Raw genomic sequence first — 19,626 nt, 5'->3', positions numbered from 1 at the left:
TTTCTGATATTCAAACTACGGTGGTGCCGCCGGGGTTCAAGGCCAATGACGGAAAGTTAAGAAGAATTCATTCCAGCGGCGGGGCCGACGGCGTTTCGATCCCACGACGACGCGCCGCTTCATTGGTCGCGTTCGCATCGATTGACTGACGTTCATAGACCTGCGAGTACCGATCAACCGGGAACAGGCGCAGGCGGGTCCAGCGACCGCGATTTTTGCGGAAAGCCGCATCCTCTTCGGCCGTTATCTGACGCGTATTGGCAGGAACGCCATATCTGCTTGAGGCCGTCACAAGCGCCGCATCGCTGGCCGGTATTGAGGTATTCGGGTTCAGCGCTGCCTCACTACCACCCAGCGCCACAACGGCGTCCGCTTTGGGGTTAGGATCGGTCAGGTTTGCACCGCCGGGAGTCGGCGCTGGAAGAAAGGCGTAGTCCTTGGGCTGGGTCAGCGGCTTGACGGGCAATACCGAAAATTCATCCGGCCCCGCTCCGGGCGGATCAAGATTGCGCAAACCAATATCGGAACAGCCCGCAACGACAACGGCGAGTGTCAGAACAAGAATGGCGCGTGGCATACGCATCAGTGTCTCCAGCCAGTTTCAGGCGCTTTTATCGCATATCGACCGGCAGGTCACGAGGGCTTTTTGCCATCGAACAGGACCAATCCCAAAGCTCCCGCAAATATGAACACATCCGCCAGATTGAACACAAAAGGGTTGCTGATCCCGCAGCAGGACATGTTCAAAAAGTCGAGAACATAGCCGTAAAGCACCCGGTCCACGACATTTCCCAGCGCACCGCCGATCAGGAGACCCCCGCAGAATTGTTGAAGCTTCGTAGGAGCGATGCGGCCCAGCCAGATCAGGACGCCCAGGCAGATCGCCACGGAAACCCCGATCAGCACCCAGCGGGCGGCGTCACCGTCGCCCTGAAACAGGCCAAAATTGATGCCGCGATTCTCGCCGTATCTGAAAACCAGAAGCGGTGGCAGCACGTCGATATCGCCCTGCGCCACGCGCATTACGTGGACGACCAGATACTTACTGATCTGGTCGATCAAAAACACCGCCAATCCGGCCCATAGGATGAACGAACCGCGCATCAGTGACGGAAATGCCGCATGCCGGTGAAGACCATGGCCAGACCGGCTTCATCCGCCGCCGCGATCACTTCATCATCACGCATCGAACCGCCGGGCTGAATAACGCATGTTGCGCCTGCCTCGGCGGCCTCCATAAGCCCATCGGGGAAGGGGAAGAAAGCATCAGAAGCTACGGCCGAACCGATGGTCAGCGGCTGGGGCAAGCCCAGCGCATCAGCCATACGCTCGGCTTTCTTTGCCGCGATCAGTGCCGAGTCAACGCGGCTCATCTGCCCCGCGCCGACACCCACGGTCGCGCCGTCTTTGACATAGACGATGGCGTTGGATTTGACATGTTTCGCCACTTTCCACGCGAACAGCAGGTCGCGCATCTGCTCCTCAGATGGCGCTTTTTTGGTGACCACCTTCAAATCATTCATACCAACAAAGCCGTTATCCTTGTCCTGCACCAGCAGGCCACCGGCCACCTGTCGCACAGTTTTACCACCGGCGGTCAAATCCGGCAGAGCTTCGGTCGTCAGCAGGCGCAGGTTCTTCTTGGCGGCGAAGATCGCCTTGGCCTCGTCTGACGCCCCTGGAGCGATCACAACCTCGGTGAAAATCCCCGTGATCTCCTGCGCGGTTTCCGCGTCCAGCGGTTGATTCAACGCCACGATACCGCCAAATGCCGACGTCCTGTCGCAGTCGAACGCGGCTTTATAGGCCTCAAGCAGCGTCGCACCTTTCGCTACACCACACGGATTGGCATGCTTGATAATCGCACAAGCTGCCCCTTCGACCGGGTCGAACTCAGCGACCAACTCAAAGGCGGCATCGGTATCGTTGATGTTGTTATAGCTCAGTTCCTTGCCCTGATGCTGTACCGCCGTCGCCACGCCCGGTCGACCCGAGCCATCTACATAGAACGCTGCCGACTGGTGGCTATTCTCGCCATATCGTAAGGTCTGTTTCAGCTCACCGGCAAAGGCGCGGCGTTTGGGCGCCTCAAGCTCCAGCGCATCGGCCATCCAGTTGGACACGGCTGTGTCATAGGCGGCAGTGCGGGCATAGGCCTTTTGCGCCAACCACTGACGGAAGCCCAGAGAAGTCTTACCGTAATTCTCTTCCAGCTGATCCAGCAGCGACGAGTAATCTTCGACATCCACAACCACGTTTACAAAGGCATGGTTCTTGGATGCCGCCCGGATCATGGCTGGGCCGCCGATATCGATGTTCTCGATGCACTCATCATAGGCAGCGCCTTTAGCCACGGTCGCTTCAAACGGGTAGAGATTTACCACAAGCAGGTCGATTGCGCCGATACCATGTTCGTTCATCGCGGCGACATGGGTGTCATTATCGCGCAGAGCCAGCAGCCCGCCATGGACCATCGGGTGCAGCGTTTTGACCCGGCCATCCATCATCTCGGGGAAGCCGGTGATCTCGCTGACATCTTTCACCTCCAACCCCGCATCGCGTAGCGCCTTCGCGGTACCGCCGGTCGAAAGCAGTTCAACCCCGCGTTCGGCCAACGCCGTTCCCAGCTCGATCAGCCCGGTTTTGTCGGAAACGGAAAGCAACGCGCGGCGCACGGGGTGAAGGTCGGTCATGGGTCCAAAGGTCCTTTTGGCGTCAGTCGAAAACGGGCTCGTCCCGGTGCGTATCCCGCACGGCATAGGCTGTATCCTGAGCCTTGCTGAGCGTCCACCGGATGCGCGTCGCATACTCCATTGCGCGCCCAGATAGAACGATCTGTTTTGTCGCGCGTGGCTTCAAACGGCCTTTTTCAAGGTAAACGCTTGGTTCAACTGACAACTTTCCAACGCCATCATGGCGGAAAACCCAGATCTCACCGCTCTTGAGCGCCATCGACACCGCAGCGCCACCCAGATCAAGTGCCGCATCAACGTCAGGATGCAGGTGAAACCGGATGTCAAAGGCTATCCCCTGCAGACCTGCCCCGTCCATCGCGCGATCGAACTGCCGTTTGGCTTTGTCGGTTGCGGTCAGCAGAATATCCTCGCCCACCAGCTCACGCCCGTCAAAGCGCAGTTCAAGCGTGCGGGCATGGGTCAGGCCAAACACTTTGGCGTAGCCGTCATGACCCACCATAAAGCGGGTGCCTTCGAATGCATCCTCGAAATCCACGGGCACATCCTGCGGGCCATCCACCAATGCTTCCTGCGACGACCCATTTGCGCCTTCTGCAAGCCGGGCGCTGGAATACCCTTCGACGCATAGGGTCGAATGCGACGGGGTCGCGCGCCCTGCCCTGCGCCATTCCTGCCCAAAACTGCCGCCTGATCCACAGTTCACGATCAGAGGACGGCGCCCCGAGGTCAGCTCAAACGCAAGCGAGGATGCGTGGGCGTTGAACGACGCAGCACCTTTGGGAGGCGCGCTGGCATCCACCAGAACCGTGGTTCTCGAGGCGGCAAGCCGTGCATAACCCATTGACAGGTCCGAATGCTGCTGCGGCTTGACACCGCTTTGTGCCAGTGCCTGATCCAGCCGCCCTTCAAGCCCACGCCCGCCCCCGTGAAATCTGGCCAGAGATCCATCTGCATGACGCAGATTTCGCAGAGTAGGTGCAATGCGCTTGATCGCCCCGGTCTGAGAGGCAGGCGTGCCTCGGCCAACTTCACCAAGTGCAGCAGAGGTCCAGGCCAGCAGAGTGAAGACCTCCAGCAATTCCTCAGGGTTGCGGGTGAGAATGCCGCCCTCGGCATCGATCTGGCGGTCGCATTCCCGGGCCAGTGCGCGCAATGCGGGATCAGCCAGTTGCTCCAACCCCTCCAGGGCCAAACCAGCCTGAACCAGCCCTGCGAGCGCTTCGAATCTCGGCAATCCTGGTGTTGCTGCTGTCCAGCGTTTGGAAAGAAACCATGTTTGTTGTGCCAAGGAGCGGAAGAAAGCTCTGCTTTGCGCCTCATCAGCGCCGCGTTGCAGAAATTGCGCGTGGTTGATCCAGCGCATCACCCGACGCCCGGTCAGGTCCGGCGCCCAGCCGGGTCCCTTCCCGCGCCCATGTGCGGTGATCCAGCACCAGACCCATCGCTGCGCCTTTTCACGGGCGCGCATATCGCCGACGGCTGCCAGATCATCCAGCCAGATGAAACCGTGGCGTTCATCATCAAAATCCGGACTGGGCGCAGCAACATCCCAGAGATCGGTGTCATCCGCCTCGACCAGATATCCAGCGAAAAGGAGATTCCCGGCCACCAGTTGTCGCCCGCGTGCATACGAACCGACGGTGCGCGGCTCAGGCTGGCTGACGAATCCCGAAACCGCCTTCCGCCTTTGGCTCAGGCGCGCGTAAAGGCGGTTCTGAAACCGCATCCAGCGATTGGCCATTGTGTCCGATTCTGACATGACGCTTGCGACTCTGCCCCTTGCGCTCTGCGGGCGCTTGAACACACGATAGACCGGTCCGCGCGTCAAGTCATCGAAAAGCGTCGCCTCAAGCGGATTTGTTCAGACAGGCGATATAGAACCCGTCCATGCTACCCTTGTCCGGCCAGAAATCCGGGCGCAGACGCAAGCCACCTTCTTCTGTAATCCAGTCCGGTTCAACGCCCGCAATCTCAAGCGCCGCACGGTCAATCTGCATATCCGGGTATTGATCCAGCGCCTCTTCGATCTGCACCTCTCCTTCGTCCGGCAACAAGGAACAGGTGCAATATACCAATCGGCCTCCGGGTTTGAGCAGGGTCCAGGCATGGGCCAGCATACGGGCCTGTAGCTCGATCAATCCCCCGAATTCCGAGCCATCCTTGGCGAAGGGTAAATCAGGATGGCGGCGAATCGTGCCCGTGGCCGAACACGGCGCGTCGAGCAGGATGGCATCATACTGGCCCTGATGGTCCAGCGCATCACCAGCGATCACCTTAGCCTTCAAACCTGTCCGTTTCAGGTTCTCGCGCACCCGCTCCAACCGTGTTTCGGAGATATCCAGCGCCGTGACTTCTGCCCCTACCACAGCCAATTGCAACGTCTTGCCACCGGGCGCGGCGCAAAGGTCCAACACCTTTTCCCCGGCTTTCGGGGCCAGCACGCGCACAGGCAGCGCCGCTGCCGCATCCTGAACCCACCAGTTTCCACGCTTGTAGCCCGGCAAAGCCGACACCTGCCCCGCATCCTGCAAACGGACTGAGCCGGTGGGCAGGGCTTCTCCGCCCGGCGCCTCAGCGCCCGGTTTCAGCGTCACGTCCAGCGGTGCACCATTGAAATGGGCCTGTTCCATACCCTTTACCGCGTCATCGCCCCACGCCATGATCAGAGGATCGCGCAGCCAGTCGGGCAGACGGGGCACGCGCATCTTGGGCCAAGCATCCGGCCCATCGGCGGCAATCTTGCGCAAGACTGCATTCACCAACCCCTTGAGCCGCCCATGCTTGCGCGAGCGTCCCACGATCTCGACCATCGAATTGACCACGCCATGCGCGGCCTCGCCCTGACACAACTCGACCGTTCCAAGCCGCAGCGCGTTATGCACCGTTAGCGCCGGTGTCTGCCGCAAGTGATCGGCCAACAGCCGGTCGGCACGCTCAAGCCCGCGTAGGGTTTCAATAGTCAGACGCTGCGCGCGCGCGCGATCCTCGGGTACCAGACGATCCAATGCGCCCGCCGCCAGACATTCAGGTAACAGCCGCCCCTCGCCCAATATCTGATCCAGCAGATAGATTGCACTGCGCCGCGCGGCGGTTGCAGAGTTTGACATGATGCTGAGTGCCTCTCGTGACCTTTGCCGCATTGCCTTGGGCGGACGAGGGCGTATATCAAGGCCCTGAACAGAAAGGAACCCGATGTCATGAGTGACGAGCGCAAAGACCTGCCCCCCGCCGCTCAGCGCGCATTGGCCGAGGCTGAGGAACGTCGCAAAAAGGCCGAAGCGGAAGCCAAGGCGCAGCCCAAGGAACTGGGTGGGCGCGACGGTCCCGATCCGGCCCGCTATGGCGATTGGGAGAAAAAGGGCATCGCCATCGACTTCTGATCAGGCCGCGCCCCGAAGCGCCTGCAGAAAGTCGTCTATCAACGCTCTTTGCCGTTTCGACCTTGCCCGATCCTCGGGCCAGGTCAGCCAATAGCCATCCTTTGTCCGAAGCTCGGGCATATCCAATCTGTGTAACTGACCAGTCTTTAAGCCGCCCGAAGCCAACGGTAGTGAACCCAACGCGATCCCCATGCCCTGACGCGCGGCCGTGATCGCGTGACCTACCGAGTCAAAACTGATCCGACCAGCCGGTAATTCATCAACCCCCGCTACCTGCGCCCAGTCCTTCCAACCCGGGCGTTCTCCGCGCAAATCAATCAGCGGCGCACCCCACTTGATGCCAGATGCGGCCATCGGTGCCAGAACTTCAGGCGCAATTAGCTTTGCCTTTCGTCCAGGCCAAACGCCTCTGCCATAGCGGATCTGCAGCCAGGTACGCTCTTCCTCCAGCGAGGCGCGGCGCGCCATCGAATCTGTCATTACACGCACATTGGGCTGCGCTTCAAGAAATGCGGGCAAGGCTGGCAGAACCAGCGCGTGGATGTGCGACGAAAGTCCCGCGACCCGAAGTTCGCGCGGGGATTTGCCGAACAGATCCTCGGTATTGCGTTCCAGTGCTTGCAGGCTGTCCTGCACCAATGGGAGATAGCTTTCGCCTTCGATGGTCAGCGACACGCCCCGCGCCTCGCGCAAAAATAATGACCTGCCCAGCCATGCCTCAAGATTTCCGATCCGTTGACTGACTGCCGCCTGCGTCAGACCAAATTCGCGCGCGGCAGCAGAAAAACCGCCCAATCGCCCGGCGGCTTCGAACACGCGCAGCCAGTCCAGAGGAGGTAAACCGATCTGCTTCTTAGCCATAAGTATTTCCAGCCCTCAGTGGCAATAAGGTTTAATTGTAGTAATGCCACGAAGCGCATATCTCCTCAAGCAAAGCCCGCGCCGAACAGGAGAGACCCCATGCTGCGCTCAGCTACTTTCGACCCTTCCATGGTCACCGTCGCATTTTCCGATGGTACCCAGGCCAGATTTCACGCCATTTGGCTGCGCGACAATGCGCTGGACCCCGAGACCCGCGCCCCCGGCAACGGGCAGCGCCTGATCACAATCGGCGATATCCCCTCCAATATCTCGGTCAGCGCTGCCGAGATCCAAAATGGCGATCTGAGTGTTACCTTTCAGCCCGAAAACAAATCCGTGATGTTCCCTGCCGATTGGCTGGCCGATCACGTTTATGACCGCGAACAGGCGCAAGACGTTGGCCGCACCGCATCCGGCGTCACCACATGGGAGCGTGGTATCAGCGCCCCCAGCGGTGACTGGGAAAGGGTGCACACCGACCCGGAGGCCAAGCGCAGCTGGCTGGCTGCCGTCGCGGAGTACGGCTTTGCCAAGCTGACAGGTGGCCCAACCGAGCCCGAATCGCTGCTGAAAGTGGCCGATCTGTTCGGCTACGTGCGCCAGACAAATTATGGCCCCTATTTCGAGGTTCAGACCGAGGTGAACCCGACCAACCTCGCCTATACCGGGTTGGGGTTGCAGGCCCATACCGACAACCCTTATCGCGACCCGGTGCCGACACTGCAAATCCTCTACTGCCTTGAGAATTCGGCCGAAGGCGGCGATTCCATCGTTGTCGATGGTTTCCGCGCGGCTGAGCGACTGCGCGATCTGAACCCCGAGGGCTTCGCCTTGCTTGCAGGCTATCCGGCACGGTTCGAGTATAAAGGTTCGGACGGGGTCTGTTTGCGGTCACGTCGCCCGATGATCGAGCTTTCCCCCGATGGCGAGTTGATCGGCATTCGCTTCAACAACCGCTCGTCTGCGCCGTTCGTGGATGTACCCTTTGACAAGATGGAAGCCTACTATGCAGCCTATCGCCAGCTGGGTGAGATCATTGACGATCCCGCTATGGGCGTGTCTTTCAAGCTGGAACCGGGCGAAAGTTTCATCGTCGACAACACTCGCGTAATGCATGCACGGCTGGGCTATTCCGGGGCCGGGTCTCGCTGGTTGCAGGGATGCTATGCTGACAAGGATGGGCTGCTTTCGACACTGGCCGCCATGCAGATGACACAACCGGAGGCGGCGGAATGAAACCCGATTTCTCGACCTTAAACCGGGACAATATCGTGGCCTTTATCGGTGACATCTTCGATCGTCGGGGGGGTGAGGAATATCTGGGGGAACCCGTCACCATGGCCCAGCACATGCTGCAGGGTGCCACGATTGCGGAACAGAACGGACAGTCTGAAGAAATCATCGTCGGTGCGCTGTTGCACGACATTGGCCATTTTACGTCGGAATTCGGCACTTACCATCCGGACGATACCGAGGACCGGCATCATGAAGATGCGGGTGCAGAGGTGTTGGAGCAGTTCTTTCCGTCGGTCATCACCGATTGCTGCCGGTACCACGTGGCAGCCAAGCGGTATCTCTGCGCCACCAAGCCGGAGTATTTCAATCGCCTGTCCGAAGCCTCGGTCCATACGCTGGAACTGCAGGGTGGTCCGATGAGTGCCAAGGAGATAGCCGAGTTCGAGGCAAATCCGAACCTGAAAGAAATCATTCAGGTCCGTTATCTGGACGAAGCGGGAAAACGCGCTGATATGGAGACCCCGGATTTTGCCCATTTCGCACCGATGGTACAACGGATGGTCGACCGGCACATTCAGGCAAGCTGAGACAACTTTCATCTGCCCGATCGATAGAGCTAAGAAAATTCGTCGAATTTTCTTGGCTCTTGATCCTGAAGCCTACAGCCCCAGAACATCCACCATGTCATACTGGCCCGGCGCCTTGCCTTGACCCCACAACGCGGCTTTGAGCGCCCCACGAGCAAAGATCGCACGGTCAGTAGCCAGATGGCGCAACACGATACGCTCACCGGGTGCCGCGAACAGGACATCGTGTTCGCCGACAATGTCTCCGCCACGAATGGCGTGGAAGCCGATGTCGCCGCGTTTGCGCGCACCGGTAATACCGTCGCGGCCCCTATCGGCCACATCCGACAACTTGACACCGCGCCCTTCTGCGGCAGCTTCGCCCAGCATCAAAGCCGTGCCTGAAGGCGCATCGACCTTGTGATGGTGATGCCCCTCGATGACCTCGATATCGAAATCCTCATCCAGCGCGGCGGCAACCTTTTTGGTGAGCTGCACCAACAGATTGACCCCAAGGCTCATATTCCCGGCCCGCACAATCACAGCATGGCGCGCGGCAGGTTCCAGCGCGGCGATCTGTTCGTTATTCATGCCGGTAGTGCCAATTACGTGAACGCACCGCGCCTGCGCGGCCAGTGCGGCAAATTCCAGTGTCGCTTCGGGCGCAGTAAAGTCGATGACGGCCTGCGCCTGTGCAAATGCCTCCAGCGGATCGTCAGTAACGGTAACACCGAGCGCCTGCCCGCCCATCACCTGACCTACATCCTGACCGATCCAGTCATGGCCCTTTCGCTCGACCACACCAACCAGACGCACCTGATCGCTCTCAGACACGGTCTTGATCAGCATCTGCCCCATACGGCCCGAAGCCCCTGTGATGACGATCCCCGGAATATGGGTCATTGCGCTGGTCCTTTCTAAAGTCGGCTCAAAGCCTCCTACCCGGTTCGCGCCCGCTTGGCAAAGCCCCGCTTTGGGCTTAGATCGGGGGGCATGGCAAAGAACAAATTCCACGATGGCCCCGGCCCATCCCAACGACAGCTGCGCGTCGGCGAACTGATCCGCCGCACCCTGTCCGAGGTTCTGGCGCGCGGAGATGTCCACGACCCCGACCTGAACCGCATGTCGATCACTGTGGGTGAGGTGCGCACCTCGCCCGATCTGAAGATCGCCACCGCCTATGTGCTGCCCTTGGGCGGCAAGGGGCAGGAGGACGTGATCGAACTGCTCGCTCGAAACAAGGGTGAGCTTCGGCGCGCAGTGGGCAAGAAGGTGGGCCTGAAATTCTCACCCGACCTGCGGTTCCGTTTGGACGACACGTTTGATCGACTGGACGACACCCGCCGTATGTTTAATCAGGACGCGGTACGCCGCGATCTGGACGAGTGATCCGTACCCTTGTCACGCTGTGTGCTGTCCTTTGGGCCGCGCAAGTCTCTGCAGTCACTTGCGAGAAGCTGACTCATGAGGACAAGCGATATACGGTTTGCGAGGTAGATACCTCGGAAGATTTGCGCCTGTTTCTGAACGATGAAAATGGCGATCTGCTGGGTCATTTCTCTTCGGTGAATGAGGCGTTGGAGCCTCAGGGGAAAAGGCTCGTCTTTGCGATGAATGCAGGCATGTACCATGACGACCGCTCGCCCGTCGGCCACTATGTCGAAGAGGGGGAAGAGCAGATGCGCGTGATACCGAATGCCGGACCCGGCAATTTCGGCCTGCTGCCCAACGGTGTGTTCTGCATCCGTAAAAACCGTTCTGATGTGTTCGAGACTTTGGATTTCGTCGATCAGGCGCCGCAGTGCCGCTTTGCGACACAATCGGGCCCCATGCTGGTGATCAACGGAGAGTTACACCCTCGCTTTCTGCCGGATTCAACCTCGCGCTACACCCGAAACGGGGTGGGCACCAGCGCCGATGGCACGCGTGCGGTGTTTGCGATCTCGGACGATTACGTCACTTTCTTTGAATTTGGCAGCCTATTCCGCGATGTATTAAAAACACCGAATGCGCTGTTTCTAGATGGCAACATTTCCCGCATGTATGATCGCGCCAGCAACCGGTCGGATATCGGGTTTTCGCTGGGACCCATCGTGGGTGTCGTCGAGGACGTTCCGGCAAATTGACAGCATCGAAACGATCCGCTAACTCGCGCGCCTCAGCAAGACTCAAGGTGTAGAATGGGACGCAAACGCAAGGGCCGCGACATTTCCGGTTGGCTGGTGGTGGACAAGCCCGCTGGCATGACTTCGACCGCGGTGGTCAACAAGGTGCGTTGGGCGATGGACGCCAAGAAAGCCGGCCATGCGGGCACGCTGGACCCCGAGGCGACCGGCGTTCTGGCCGTTGCGCTGGGTGAGGCAACCAAGACCGTCCCCTACATCACCGATGCGCTGAAGGCCTACACCTTCACCGTGCGGCTGGGGCAGGCCACCAACACCGATGATGCCGAGGGCGAAGTCATCGCTGAAAGCATTGCGCGCCCCTCGGATGAGGATATCAAACAAGCGCTCGGCCCGTTTCTGGGCGATATCAAACAGGTGCCGCCCAAGTTCTCGGCCGTGAAAATCGACGGTCAACGCGCCTATAAGCTGGCCCGAGATGGCGAGGATGTAGAACTGACCGCCCGCCCTCTTTGGGTAGAGGAACTGGTGCTGATCGACCGCCCCGACGAAGACCACGTCGTGCTGGAGATGACCTGTGGCAAAGGTGGCTATGTCCGTTCCATTGCGCGTGATCTGGGCGAAGCGCTCGGCTGCCACGGCCACGTGAAAAAACTGCGCCGCATCTGGTCCGGCCCGTTTGAGGCCGAGGATGGCCTGACCATCGAACAGATCGACGAGATGGCCAAAACCACCGCTCTGGATGATTATCTGCATCCGCTGGAAACCGGCTTGTCGGACCTACCCGAGCTGAAATGCACCTCTGAAGGAGCCACCCGTCTGCGGAATGGCAATCCGGGCATGGTGCTCGCCTCTGACGTGGAATACGGCGACGAGGCCTGGGCCTCGCTGGATGGCAAGGCCGTGGCCGTAGGAATTTACAAGTCGGGCGAATTGTACCCAAGCCGCGTCTTTGCCGCCAACTGATGACTGTTCAGGCGGCGATACGCAATTTGTGACCCAGTCGAAGTATCTCGGACACCAGTAGATCCAGATCCTGCTTTTGCGTGCGGTGATTGTTGACCGCCACCCGTAGGCAATGCGCCCCATGAACCGTTGTATCCGATAAAACCGCTGTGCCTTCCTCTTGCAGGCACAACATGATTTCGCTGTTAATCGCACGCAGAGTTTCGGGGCTGAGACCGCCCGGGTCATAGCGGAAACAAACGATGTTTATGTTGGTGGGGAACATCAAGGTGAGGTCATCCTCTGCCTCGATCAGCGAAGTCAGATAACGCGCCTTTTCGATATCCTGATCAATGAGCCTGCCGAATTTCTGAACGCCGTGCTCCTTCAAGGACATCCAGACCTTGAGCGCTCGAAACCCACGCGAAGTCTGAATGCCGTAATCGTGCAAAAACGCCGCCCCGGCGACGCCTCGGGATTGCGGTTCCAGGTATTCCGGGGTCAGAGTGAATGTCGCGTGGTGGGCATCATGGCTTCGCACTAACGCGCAACCCACTTCGAAAGGCGCATGTAACCATTTGTGTGGGTCGAGCGCGACGGAATCCGCGCGTTCGATGCCGGACACGCGCCAACTGTTATCATGGGCGATTGCAATTAACGCACCGATACAGCCGTCAACATGAAACCACAGGCCTTCCTCGCGGCAGAAATCGGCAATCGCCGACAAGTCGTCGATGGCGCCTGTGTTCACGGTTCCGGCGGTGGCAATCACACAAGCGGGGTTAAGGCCGTCTGCGCGATCCTGCGCGACCATGCCGGCAAGCGCTTCAAGATCCATCGTCAAATCGTCTTGCGTAGGAATACGCCGCAGCGCCTTGTTGCCCAGGCCCAGTGTTTCGAGCGACTTTTGGTGACAACTGTGCATCTGATCCGATCCGTAATACCGCATCGGCTTATCCATGGCGGCGATGCCCTCTTCGCGCATGTCGATCCCGGATTTGACGTTGCGGGCCACCGTCAGCCCGATCAAGTTTGCCACGCTGCCGCCGCTGACCAATGTCCCACTGGCCCCCTCCGGCAGACCGATCATCTCGCGTAGCCAGTCGACGACTTGTCGGTCGATCAGGGCTGCCGCATGATTCCCACCCCCAAGGTTCGAACCCTGAACCGCAGCCAGAAAATCCGCCATCGCGCCAGTGAAATTGCTCGCGCCCATATACCAGCCCCAAAACCGGGGATGAATATTGCCCATTGGATACTGCATGACCTGAGACTGGACATCATCCATCAAATCACCCAACGGCATACCCTGCTGAGGTGCAGGCGTTTCGAACCCGTTGCGTATCGCAGTCGGCATATCTTTCCATATCGACCTATCACGCACATCACGCGTATGATCCAACGCCATATCCAACATCTCATGTGCTAATTTGCGGGTCTGCTCCCAATCCGCCGGATCCAATGTCTCGAATGTCATGTCTTCCCCCCAGAATAAGCCGTTCAAATGAAGGCAGGTATAGCACAAGTTAAGGATCAGGACATCGCCCCTTGTAAACGGGCCTAATTCCAGCCAAACCCGACTGCATGATCACCCGTTCTCACACCAAGGGCGACGCGCCCTCGACTGCCATCTACTCCGATTGCGAAAAATACCGCTATAGCCTGACCCGTATCTGGAACCCGGCGGGCCGCAAGGCGTTGTTTGTGATGCTGAATCCGTCGACGGCGACCGAGGTGCAGAACGACCCCACGGTGGAACGTTGCGAGCGTCGCGCACGCACACTGGGTTTCGGAGCTTTTCAGGTCACCAATATCTTTGCCTGGCGCGACACTGATCCGCGCAAGATGCGTGCATCTTCAGATCCGGTGGGGCCTGAGAATGACGCAGCCATCCTGGACGGCGTGGAATGGGCGGATCAGGTCATCGCCGCCTGGGGCACCCATGGCGCACATCTGGAACGCGGCCCCGCAGTTGAGGACTTGCTGCGCGGCACGGGCCAGCCCTTGTTCCACCTTGGGCTGACCAAGGACGGACATCCGAAGCATCCTCTCTACATTGCGTACACTCAGCAGCCCGAAGCCTGGTGATAAAGGGTTAACCAAGCTCTCAGCTTCGCTTTGACCAAGCCATTGTTTGCATGAGAGGTTTTACACTCGGAGCCATTGTGCTTGCGGAGGGTAGATATGTTTCTGATCGGATTATTCGGAATGGCCGCCATGGGTGGTGCGGCCTACGCAATCAGCGACGTACTTGTGCCAGAAGACAAAGGCGATGACGAGGATGAAGACGATCGCATCGAGGAAACGGCCGACGACGACCTGTCGGAAGGCAATTTGCTTGACGCGGACGAGAATGTCGACGAGCCCAGCTCTGCCGAGGAAACCGACTCTGACACTGGTGAGATTGTGTCCGAGTATGAAGGCGATCTGGTCATTGCGGGCGATGAGGATGCGGATGTTCTGACCGGGCAGGAAGGCAACGATCAGATCAACGGATATGGCGGGGACGACTGGATCGACGGCGGCGCCGGCAACGACGTGTTGTATGGCGGAGGTGGCGGGGACGTCCTGTTTGGCAACCTCGGGAATGATGTGCTCCATGGTGAATATGGTGACGACGCGCTGGACGGAATGTCAGGAAATGACGACCTGTATGGTCATTTCGGAACAGATGATCTGAGCGGCGGTGATGGGAATGACCGGCTTTTTGGTGGTCAGGGCGATGACACGTTAAGCGGCGATGACGGCGACGACGCGCTACAAGGCGGAGATGGCGACGACTACCTTGTTGGGGGTGCCGGTGAAGACGCCCTGTTTGGCGGAGATGGTGATGACATCTTGTCCGGAGAAGATGGTCCGGACGAGCCTGCGCGCGACTTCCTAAACGGGGGCTCTGGGGACGACGTCATTCTTGCCGAAGACGGCGATGTGGTCACCGGTGGAGAGGGCGAGGACGAGATCGTTGTACAGTCCGACCCCGAGCAGGAAGCCACGACAATCATGGATTTCCAGATCGGTCACGACAAGCTTCTGATCACCTGGGACAACCCGGAAGAACCGGAATTGACGATCGAACAGGACAGTGAAAACAACAGCTTGACCCATGTTCGGGTCAATGGCGAAGACGTCGCTCAGCTTTTTGGCGCAGAGGGTCTGACTGTTGAAGATATTCAGTTTGTGACCGAAGCCCAGTTGGAGCAGTACGCCTTCACCAGTTGAGCCTGCAGAATCCCTTTGCCATTTGCGGTGAATGCGCCTATACGCGCCCATCCGCATCGGAATCGGTGCGGTTTTCTCCATGGGCCTGTGCTGGACGACATCCCGGCCTGCGCCATCAACTCTAACCTTTAAAGGAGACCCCGATGTCGATTACTGCCGCTGATAAAGCACGCGTCATGAAAGAATTCGCAACCAAGGACGGCGACACTGGTTCGCCTGAAGTCCAGGTTGCTATCCTGACCTCGCGCATCAACACCCTGACCGAGCACTTCAAAACCCACAAGAAAGACAACCACGGTCGTCGTGGTCTGCTGAAGATGGTTGCTCAGCGCCGTAAGCTGCTGGACTATCTGAAGGGCAAAGAAGAAGCACGCTATCAGGACCTGATCAAAAAGCTGGGCATCCGCCGCTAAACGCGTTTTGTTCATGTTGTACAGGCGCTGAGGCCCTGTTCGTACAAATTGTACATCTTGTACGCCCGCCATTTGGTGGGCGTATTTGTTTTGGTCACTCTCTAATCCAGTGAACTGTGCGGCGCGCGGATTTCCCGCCATGTTCATGAGAGACGGCACACACATACCCGCGGCCCAAACCTTACCGCTACGCAAAGAAGCGCAAACTTTTTTAACTTCCTGTGAACCACTTCACTGAACGCGGTCAAAGATTGCGCCATTCTGAGGGTGTTAGTGAGTAGGCGCTTCTTTTGTTTCGAGCGTCAGGTTTTTCATAGTCCTCCCTTTTTTACTGGGCGTGCCTGTAGCGGGCGCGCCCATTTTCGTTCGGGACACACTGATGAAACCTACTTGCCTTTGGTATCAAGCGCCTGAACGCCGGGATGGCGAAACAGTTTCGCCATCGCAATCAATGCCAGTACACCGCAGATGACCGCGAGCACGAAAGGCATCCGCAAATTGATAGCCATGAGGGACCCGCTGAGGGCCGTAATGGTCCCGGAGCCCAACGCGTAGATGGCGACTGTCACACCCATGACCCAACCTTGCTCGGTTGGGCCGACGCTCGCGGAAAACAACGAAAGCATGGTCGGGTACATGATCGCGAACGCGATGGTTATCGGAACAATCAGGACATAGGTCAGATCGGCCATGGGGTTCAGCATGAAGGCCAATATCCCAAGTGCCATCGCTGCAATGGAGACATACAGAATCGGAAACTTTTTGTACCGCTCGTGCAGCGGCGCGGTGAGGTAGGCACTGCCAAAGGCCATGGAGCCTCCGAACACGGCGAGGGCCATGCTGTTTTGAAGCGTACTGAACTTGAACCGGGTCAGCAGATACGTGTCGATGAAGAAGAAAAACGCATTCAGGCACATCAGCGAGAACAACATGACGACCGAAAGCCGCAAAACGACCGGGTGCGAGAAGACTTTCCACAGGTTCAAAACAACATCTAAAAGCCCGAAGTCAATTTTTTGTCTTTTGAAACCGGGTTCGGAGAAGAAGAACAGAATCAGTGCCATGTTGATCAGGATCAGGGCAATGGCGACGTAGAAAGGCAGTTCCAGTGACGCAAATGACCCCATCAGGTTTTGGTCGCTGAGCAATCCTGAAATCAGTGGCCCCCCGAGCAGGCCCAGCGCGGATGCCGCAACAATCATCCCGAGGTTTTTTGATTTCTCCTGATCGTCATGGCTGATGTCGATCAATGCGGCCTGCGCAATGGGTTGGTTGGCCGTCGTAAACCCGGAAATGGCGCGCCCCAAAAGCAACAGCCAATAGCTGGACGTCATGATCGCGGCCACAGTCAGAACATAGCCGATCAGGGCACCGGTAAGGCAGATCATGATGCCTGTTTTACGCCCGATATAGTCCGACAACTTGGCGATGAAGGCCGCCCCGAAAAAGTAGAACAGAAAGAAGACGACAATCAGAATCGTATAGTCGAGCTGGCGGATATTCGTCGCTGTTCCATGTGCGAGGAAAGCCTGGTGTGGATCCAGCAGGATCGTGTTGAAAATCGGCACGATCAATCCAAAACCCATCACGTCAATGAAAACGACCAGCAACAGAGACAATCGTGAAAGGTTCATAACAGCTTCCTCATTACGGTCCCGGAATAATCCAATTTCAAAACGTCGAGGGGGCCGGCCACATCACAAGAAACACGCGCTGCGCCAAGATTTGCCCGGAGTCAGGGTATGAGCTCTTTTGTTTTCTGTCCAATTTGGCGCGGCGACGGGCGGTATCCGGGGGGCTGACCTTGGGTTTCGAATTGTGACGCCGCGTCGCGAAAGTCGGGCCCTAGGTTAGAAGGTTGACGTAAGCGTAAGAAGTGCCGTGATTTTTTTCCAAGCGGTCAAAAAAATGATGCAAACAGCAGATTTCTTCCCCCTTTCTCGGCACCCCATTTTTCCTACATGGACGGTGTCGCTGCGGGTTCACACTCACGGAAGTTGGTCTTTGAGCCCTTCCCTCAAGTGGCTTGGACCTGACCCGCAGCGGCAAGGATTTGATGACCATATGTTGCGGGAGTTGAATGATGCCATTGAAGACAATTCTGAGCCGGGTGTTTGCAACCAAGATGTCTGAGACGTCCAACGCCACAAATGCGCGGTCGATTTTGAATAATCCCTACGACCATAAGAAGGCAATTTCGAAGGTTGAGACAGCGGCGGTTCTTCGCGGGATCCTAGAAGATGAAAAGATGGAATATCCAACCCAAGGCAAACGCGAGGATTCGCTGCACTGACCGCCGTTTGGTACGCTCCCGACGACTGCTGCATGGGCACGCGCTACAGGGGCCGCTCCGGACCAAAAACGCCCGCCGAATTGGCGGGCGTTTCGGTTTTCTCAGGATAATCCCAGTTACATCTTGGCCTTTTCTGATTTAAGCGCCAGCCACAGGCAGTAGCACATGATCAGAACCACCAAGGTAAACGGAATTCCAGTCGACACCGCTGCCCCTTGCAAGGCAGAGAGACCTCCGCCCAGCAGCAGTGCGATTGCGACGAGGCCTTCAAGCGTGCACCAGAACACGCGTTGCACAACCGGTGCGTCCATCTTGCCGCCTGCCGTGATCGTATCGATCACCAGCGAGCCTGAGTCCGACGATGTGACAAAGAACACAACGATCAGGATCAGAGCGATCGGGGCAATGATGCCGTAAAGCGGCAGCTCTTTCAGGAAGCCGAACAGCGCGCCCTCGGGGGCATAGCTTTCGATCACTGTGGCGCGGACGCCCTCTGCTCCGCCTGCGTTCAGCATGTCAATTGCGGCGCCACCAAAGGTCGACATCCACAGGGCGCAAACCGCAGTGGGTGCCAACAAGGCGCAGATCACGAACTCACGCACCGTACGACCTTTGGAAATGCGGGCGATGAACATGCCCACGAAAGGTGACCACGCAATCCACCAGGCCCAGTAGAAGGTTGTCCAGCCGTGGAAGTAGCTGGTGTCTTCCCGACCGAACGGATTGGACAGGGCCGGTAGATGGGTCACGTAATCCACCATCACGTTGAAGTACCGTGCAATGGCGGTTCCGACACCGGTAACTACGATGACGAAGATGAACAGTCCTACGGCCATGATCATGTTGATCTCACTCAACCGTTTGACTCCTGCATCCATGCCCATCAGGACCGAGCCCAGTGCGATCATCGTAATGCCTATGATCAGCAGGACGGTGACGGTGGGGCTGGGTTCGATGCCAAAGACCTCATACAGCCCGGCGGCCACCTGTTGTGCGCCCAAACCCAATGATGTGGTCAGGCCGAAGAGGGTCGCGAATACTGCCAGAGTATCGATGATGTGGCCCCACCAGCCCCAGACGCGCTCGCCCAGGATCGGATAAAAAGCCGAACGCAGGGTCAATGGTAGCCCGAGATTATAGCTGAAGATTGCAAGCGCCAGACCAACGGCCGCATATACAGCCCAGCCTTCGAGACCCCAATGATGGATCGTGCCGACAATGCCGATGTATTCGTTACCCGGCACAGCGATATCGATGCCCAGCGGGCGGGCGTTGCCGTCTTCTGCAAAGTTGTAATAGACCGGCTCCATCACGCCGAAGAACAACAGCCCGATGCCGATCCCGGCCGCGAACATCATCGCGATCCATCCGGCGTAGGAATAGTCGGGTTTGGCGTCCTTGCCGCCGATCCGCACCTTGCCCACAGGCAAGATGATCAGCACCAGACAGAACAGGGTGATTGCGTCAACCGACAGCACCAGAAACCAGTCAAACGTGCTGGTCAGCCATGGCCGGAGCCAGCCAAAGAACGTGGCTGCGGATTCCTGATTTGCCAGCGCGATCAGGACGAACGCAAAGATCAGGATACTAGAGATCAAAAAGACCGGGTTATGGATGTCCAGACCGAAAGGCCGGACATTGTCCTGCCCCAGCTCATATTCGGTCTCAAAGTCATAAATCCGGGGATCCGGATCCAGCATTTTCTTGGTTTGTGCCATGCGTCTGCCCTTCTGTTCGCTACGTGCAAACGCCAAGGTATTTGACCGGCGGACGGAGGTGATATTCGTATTCCCTTGGCGCGTTTCCGTCGTTTCGACCGCAGGTATGGTGGTTTCAGCCTATACGGATACTAAATTTTCACCAAATATATTCGATTTCGCGAATAGTTAGGCGG

The 19,626-nt window shown here is 58.1% G+C and carries 20 protein-coding genes; 10 read left to right on the top strand and 10 right to left on the bottom strand.

The window, feature by feature from the left end; translation table 11 throughout:
• Positions 1-67: 67 nt before the first annotated feature.
• From ACR0MP_RS18450 to ACR0MP_RS18430, 5 genes are all read right to left on the bottom strand, one after another.
• Positions 68-583 carry a DUF3035 domain-containing protein gene (locus ACR0MP_RS18450; protein WP_170566971.1) on the bottom strand — a complete coding sequence of 172 codons (516 nt, stop codon included), beginning with the start codon at positions 581-583 and terminating at the stop codon, positions 68-70.
• A gap of 50 nt (positions 584-633) precedes the next feature.
• Positions 634-1,104 carry a signal peptidase II gene (gene lspA, locus ACR0MP_RS18445; protein WP_480887457.1) on the bottom strand — a complete coding sequence of 157 codons (471 nt, stop codon included), beginning with the start codon at positions 1,102-1,104 and terminating at the stop codon, positions 634-636.
• Entirely contained in the window at positions 1,104-2,693 is a 1,590-nt protein-coding gene (purH, locus tag ACR0MP_RS18440; RefSeq protein ID WP_170737226.1) for a bifunctional phosphoribosylaminoimidazolecarboxamide formyltransferase/IMP cyclohydrolase, read from the bottom strand. The genes lspA and purH overlap by 1 nt, the downstream gene beginning before the upstream one ends.
• Before the next feature lie 22 nt (positions 2,694-2,715).
• The gene (locus ACR0MP_RS18435) at positions 2,716-4,455 is read right to left on the bottom strand and encodes a heparinase II/III family protein (RefSeq protein WP_480887458.1); all 1,740 of its coding nucleotides are present in this window, start codon (positions 4,453-4,455) and stop codon (positions 2,716-2,718) included.
• Between the two features lie 88 nt (positions 4,456-4,543).
• Entirely contained in the window at positions 4,544-5,803 is a 1,260-nt protein-coding gene (locus tag ACR0MP_RS18430; RefSeq protein ID WP_170408491.1) for an RsmB/NOP family class I SAM-dependent RNA methyltransferase, read from the bottom strand.
• A gap of 90 nt (positions 5,804-5,893) precedes the next feature.
• Here ACR0MP_RS18430 and ACR0MP_RS18425 point away from each other — a divergent pair, with 90 nt between their 5' ends.
• Positions 5,894-6,076, top strand: coding sequence for a DUF1674 domain-containing protein (locus ACR0MP_RS18425; RefSeq protein ID WP_170394659.1), 183 nt, complete (start codon positions 5,894-5,896; stop codon positions 6,074-6,076).
• Here the strand turns inward: ACR0MP_RS18425 and ACR0MP_RS18420 are convergent, their stop codons facing one another.
• Positions 6,077-6,937, bottom strand: coding sequence for a LysR family transcriptional regulator (locus tag ACR0MP_RS18420; protein WP_170737222.1), 861 nt, complete (start codon positions 6,935-6,937; stop codon positions 6,077-6,079).
• 99 nt (positions 6,938-7,036) lie between these two features.
• On the opposite strand from ACR0MP_RS18420, the gene tmpA reads away from it, so the two are divergent.
• Complete coding sequence (tmpA, locus tag ACR0MP_RS18415) at positions 7,037-8,173, top strand: 2-trimethylaminoethylphosphonate dioxygenase (RefSeq protein ID WP_480887460.1); 1,137 nt, start codon at positions 7,037-7,039, stop codon at positions 8,171-8,173.
• Positions 8,170-8,760 (top strand): (R)-1-hydroxy-2-trimethylaminoethylphosphonate oxygenase, encoded by a 591-nt coding sequence (gene tmpB / locus ACR0MP_RS18410; RefSeq protein ID WP_480868514.1) that lies wholly within the window; start codon positions 8,170-8,172, stop codon positions 8,758-8,760. The genes tmpA and tmpB overlap by 4 nt, the downstream gene beginning before the upstream one ends.
• Positions 8,761-8,832: 72 nt before the next feature.
• On the opposite strand, the gene dapB is transcribed toward tmpB, so the two are convergent.
• A complete protein-coding gene (gene dapB, locus ACR0MP_RS18405) occupies positions 8,833-9,642 on the bottom strand; it encodes a 4-hydroxy-tetrahydrodipicolinate reductase (RefSeq protein WP_480868516.1) in 810 nt (269 codons plus the stop codon).
• A gap of 90 nt (positions 9,643-9,732) precedes the next feature.
• Here dapB and rbfA point away from each other — a divergent pair, with 90 nt between their 5' ends.
• The 3 genes from rbfA to truB are packed head-to-tail and all read left to right on the top strand — an operon-like array spanning position 9,733 to position 11,828.
• Entirely contained in the window at positions 9,733-10,128 is a 396-nt protein-coding gene (gene rbfA, locus ACR0MP_RS18400) for a 30S ribosome-binding factor RbfA (RefSeq protein ID WP_170408494.1), read from the top strand.
• On the top strand, positions 10,125-10,865 hold the full coding sequence (locus ACR0MP_RS18395; RefSeq protein WP_170408495.1) for a phosphodiester glycosidase family protein: 741 nt from the start codon (positions 10,125-10,127) through the stop codon (positions 10,863-10,865). Before rbfA ends, ACR0MP_RS18395 begins: the two co-directional genes overlap by 4 nt.
• A gap of 54 nt (positions 10,866-10,919) precedes the next feature.
• Complete coding sequence (gene truB, locus ACR0MP_RS18390; protein WP_170408496.1) at positions 10,920-11,828, top strand: tRNA pseudouridine(55) synthase TruB; 909 nt, start codon at positions 10,920-10,922, stop codon at positions 11,826-11,828.
• 7 nt (positions 11,829-11,835) lie between these two features.
• Here truB and ACR0MP_RS18385 read toward each other — a convergent pair whose 3' ends face one another.
• Positions 11,836-13,284, bottom strand: a complete 1,449-nt coding sequence (locus ACR0MP_RS18385) for a pyridoxal-dependent decarboxylase (protein WP_170408497.1) — start codon at positions 13,282-13,284, stop codon at positions 11,836-11,838.
• A gap of 107 nt (positions 13,285-13,391) precedes the next feature.
• Here ACR0MP_RS18385 and ACR0MP_RS18380 point away from each other — a divergent pair, with 107 nt between their 5' ends.
• The 3 genes from ACR0MP_RS18380 to rpsO all read left to right on the top strand — a co-directional run bounded on the left by ACR0MP_RS18380 (position 13,392) and on the right by rpsO (position 15,439).
• Positions 13,392-13,895: a DUF1643 domain-containing protein gene (locus ACR0MP_RS18380; RefSeq protein ID WP_170408498.1), complete on the top strand. Its 504-nt coding sequence runs from the start codon at positions 13,392-13,394 to the stop codon at positions 13,893-13,895.
• 96 nt (positions 13,896-13,991) lie between these two features.
• The gene (locus ACR0MP_RS18375; RefSeq protein WP_170408499.1) at positions 13,992-15,026 is read left to right on the top strand and encodes a calcium-binding protein; all 1,035 of its coding nucleotides are present in this window, start codon (positions 13,992-13,994) and stop codon (positions 15,024-15,026) included.
• Positions 15,027-15,169: 143 nt separating this feature from the next.
• Positions 15,170-15,439 (top strand): 30S ribosomal protein S15, encoded by a 270-nt coding sequence (gene rpsO, locus ACR0MP_RS18370; protein WP_050605082.1) that lies wholly within the window; start codon positions 15,170-15,172, stop codon positions 15,437-15,439.
• A gap of 386 nt (positions 15,440-15,825) precedes the next feature.
• On the opposite strand, the gene ACR0MP_RS18365 is transcribed toward rpsO, so the two are convergent.
• Complete coding sequence (locus ACR0MP_RS18365) at positions 15,826-17,073, bottom strand: MFS transporter (protein WP_170408500.1); 1,248 nt, start codon at positions 17,071-17,073, stop codon at positions 15,826-15,828.
• A gap of 449 nt (positions 17,074-17,522) precedes the next feature.
• Between ACR0MP_RS18365 and ACR0MP_RS18360 the strand changes: the two genes are divergently transcribed.
• Positions 17,523-17,732: a hypothetical protein gene (locus ACR0MP_RS18360; protein WP_170408501.1), complete on the top strand. Its 210-nt coding sequence runs from the start codon at positions 17,523-17,525 to the stop codon at positions 17,730-17,732.
• A 116-nt stretch (positions 17,733-17,848) separates the two neighbouring features.
• On the opposite strand, the gene ACR0MP_RS18355 is transcribed toward ACR0MP_RS18360, so the two are convergent.
• On the bottom strand, positions 17,849-19,450 hold the full coding sequence (locus ACR0MP_RS18355) for a BCCT family transporter (RefSeq protein ID WP_170394697.1): 1,602 nt from the start codon (positions 19,448-19,450) through the stop codon (positions 17,849-17,851).
• Positions 19,451-19,626 lie beyond the last annotated feature (176 nt).

Source organism: Ruegeria sp. K3 (assembly GCF_056531845.1).
This window is presented reverse-complemented; position numbering and strand designations above follow the sequence as displayed.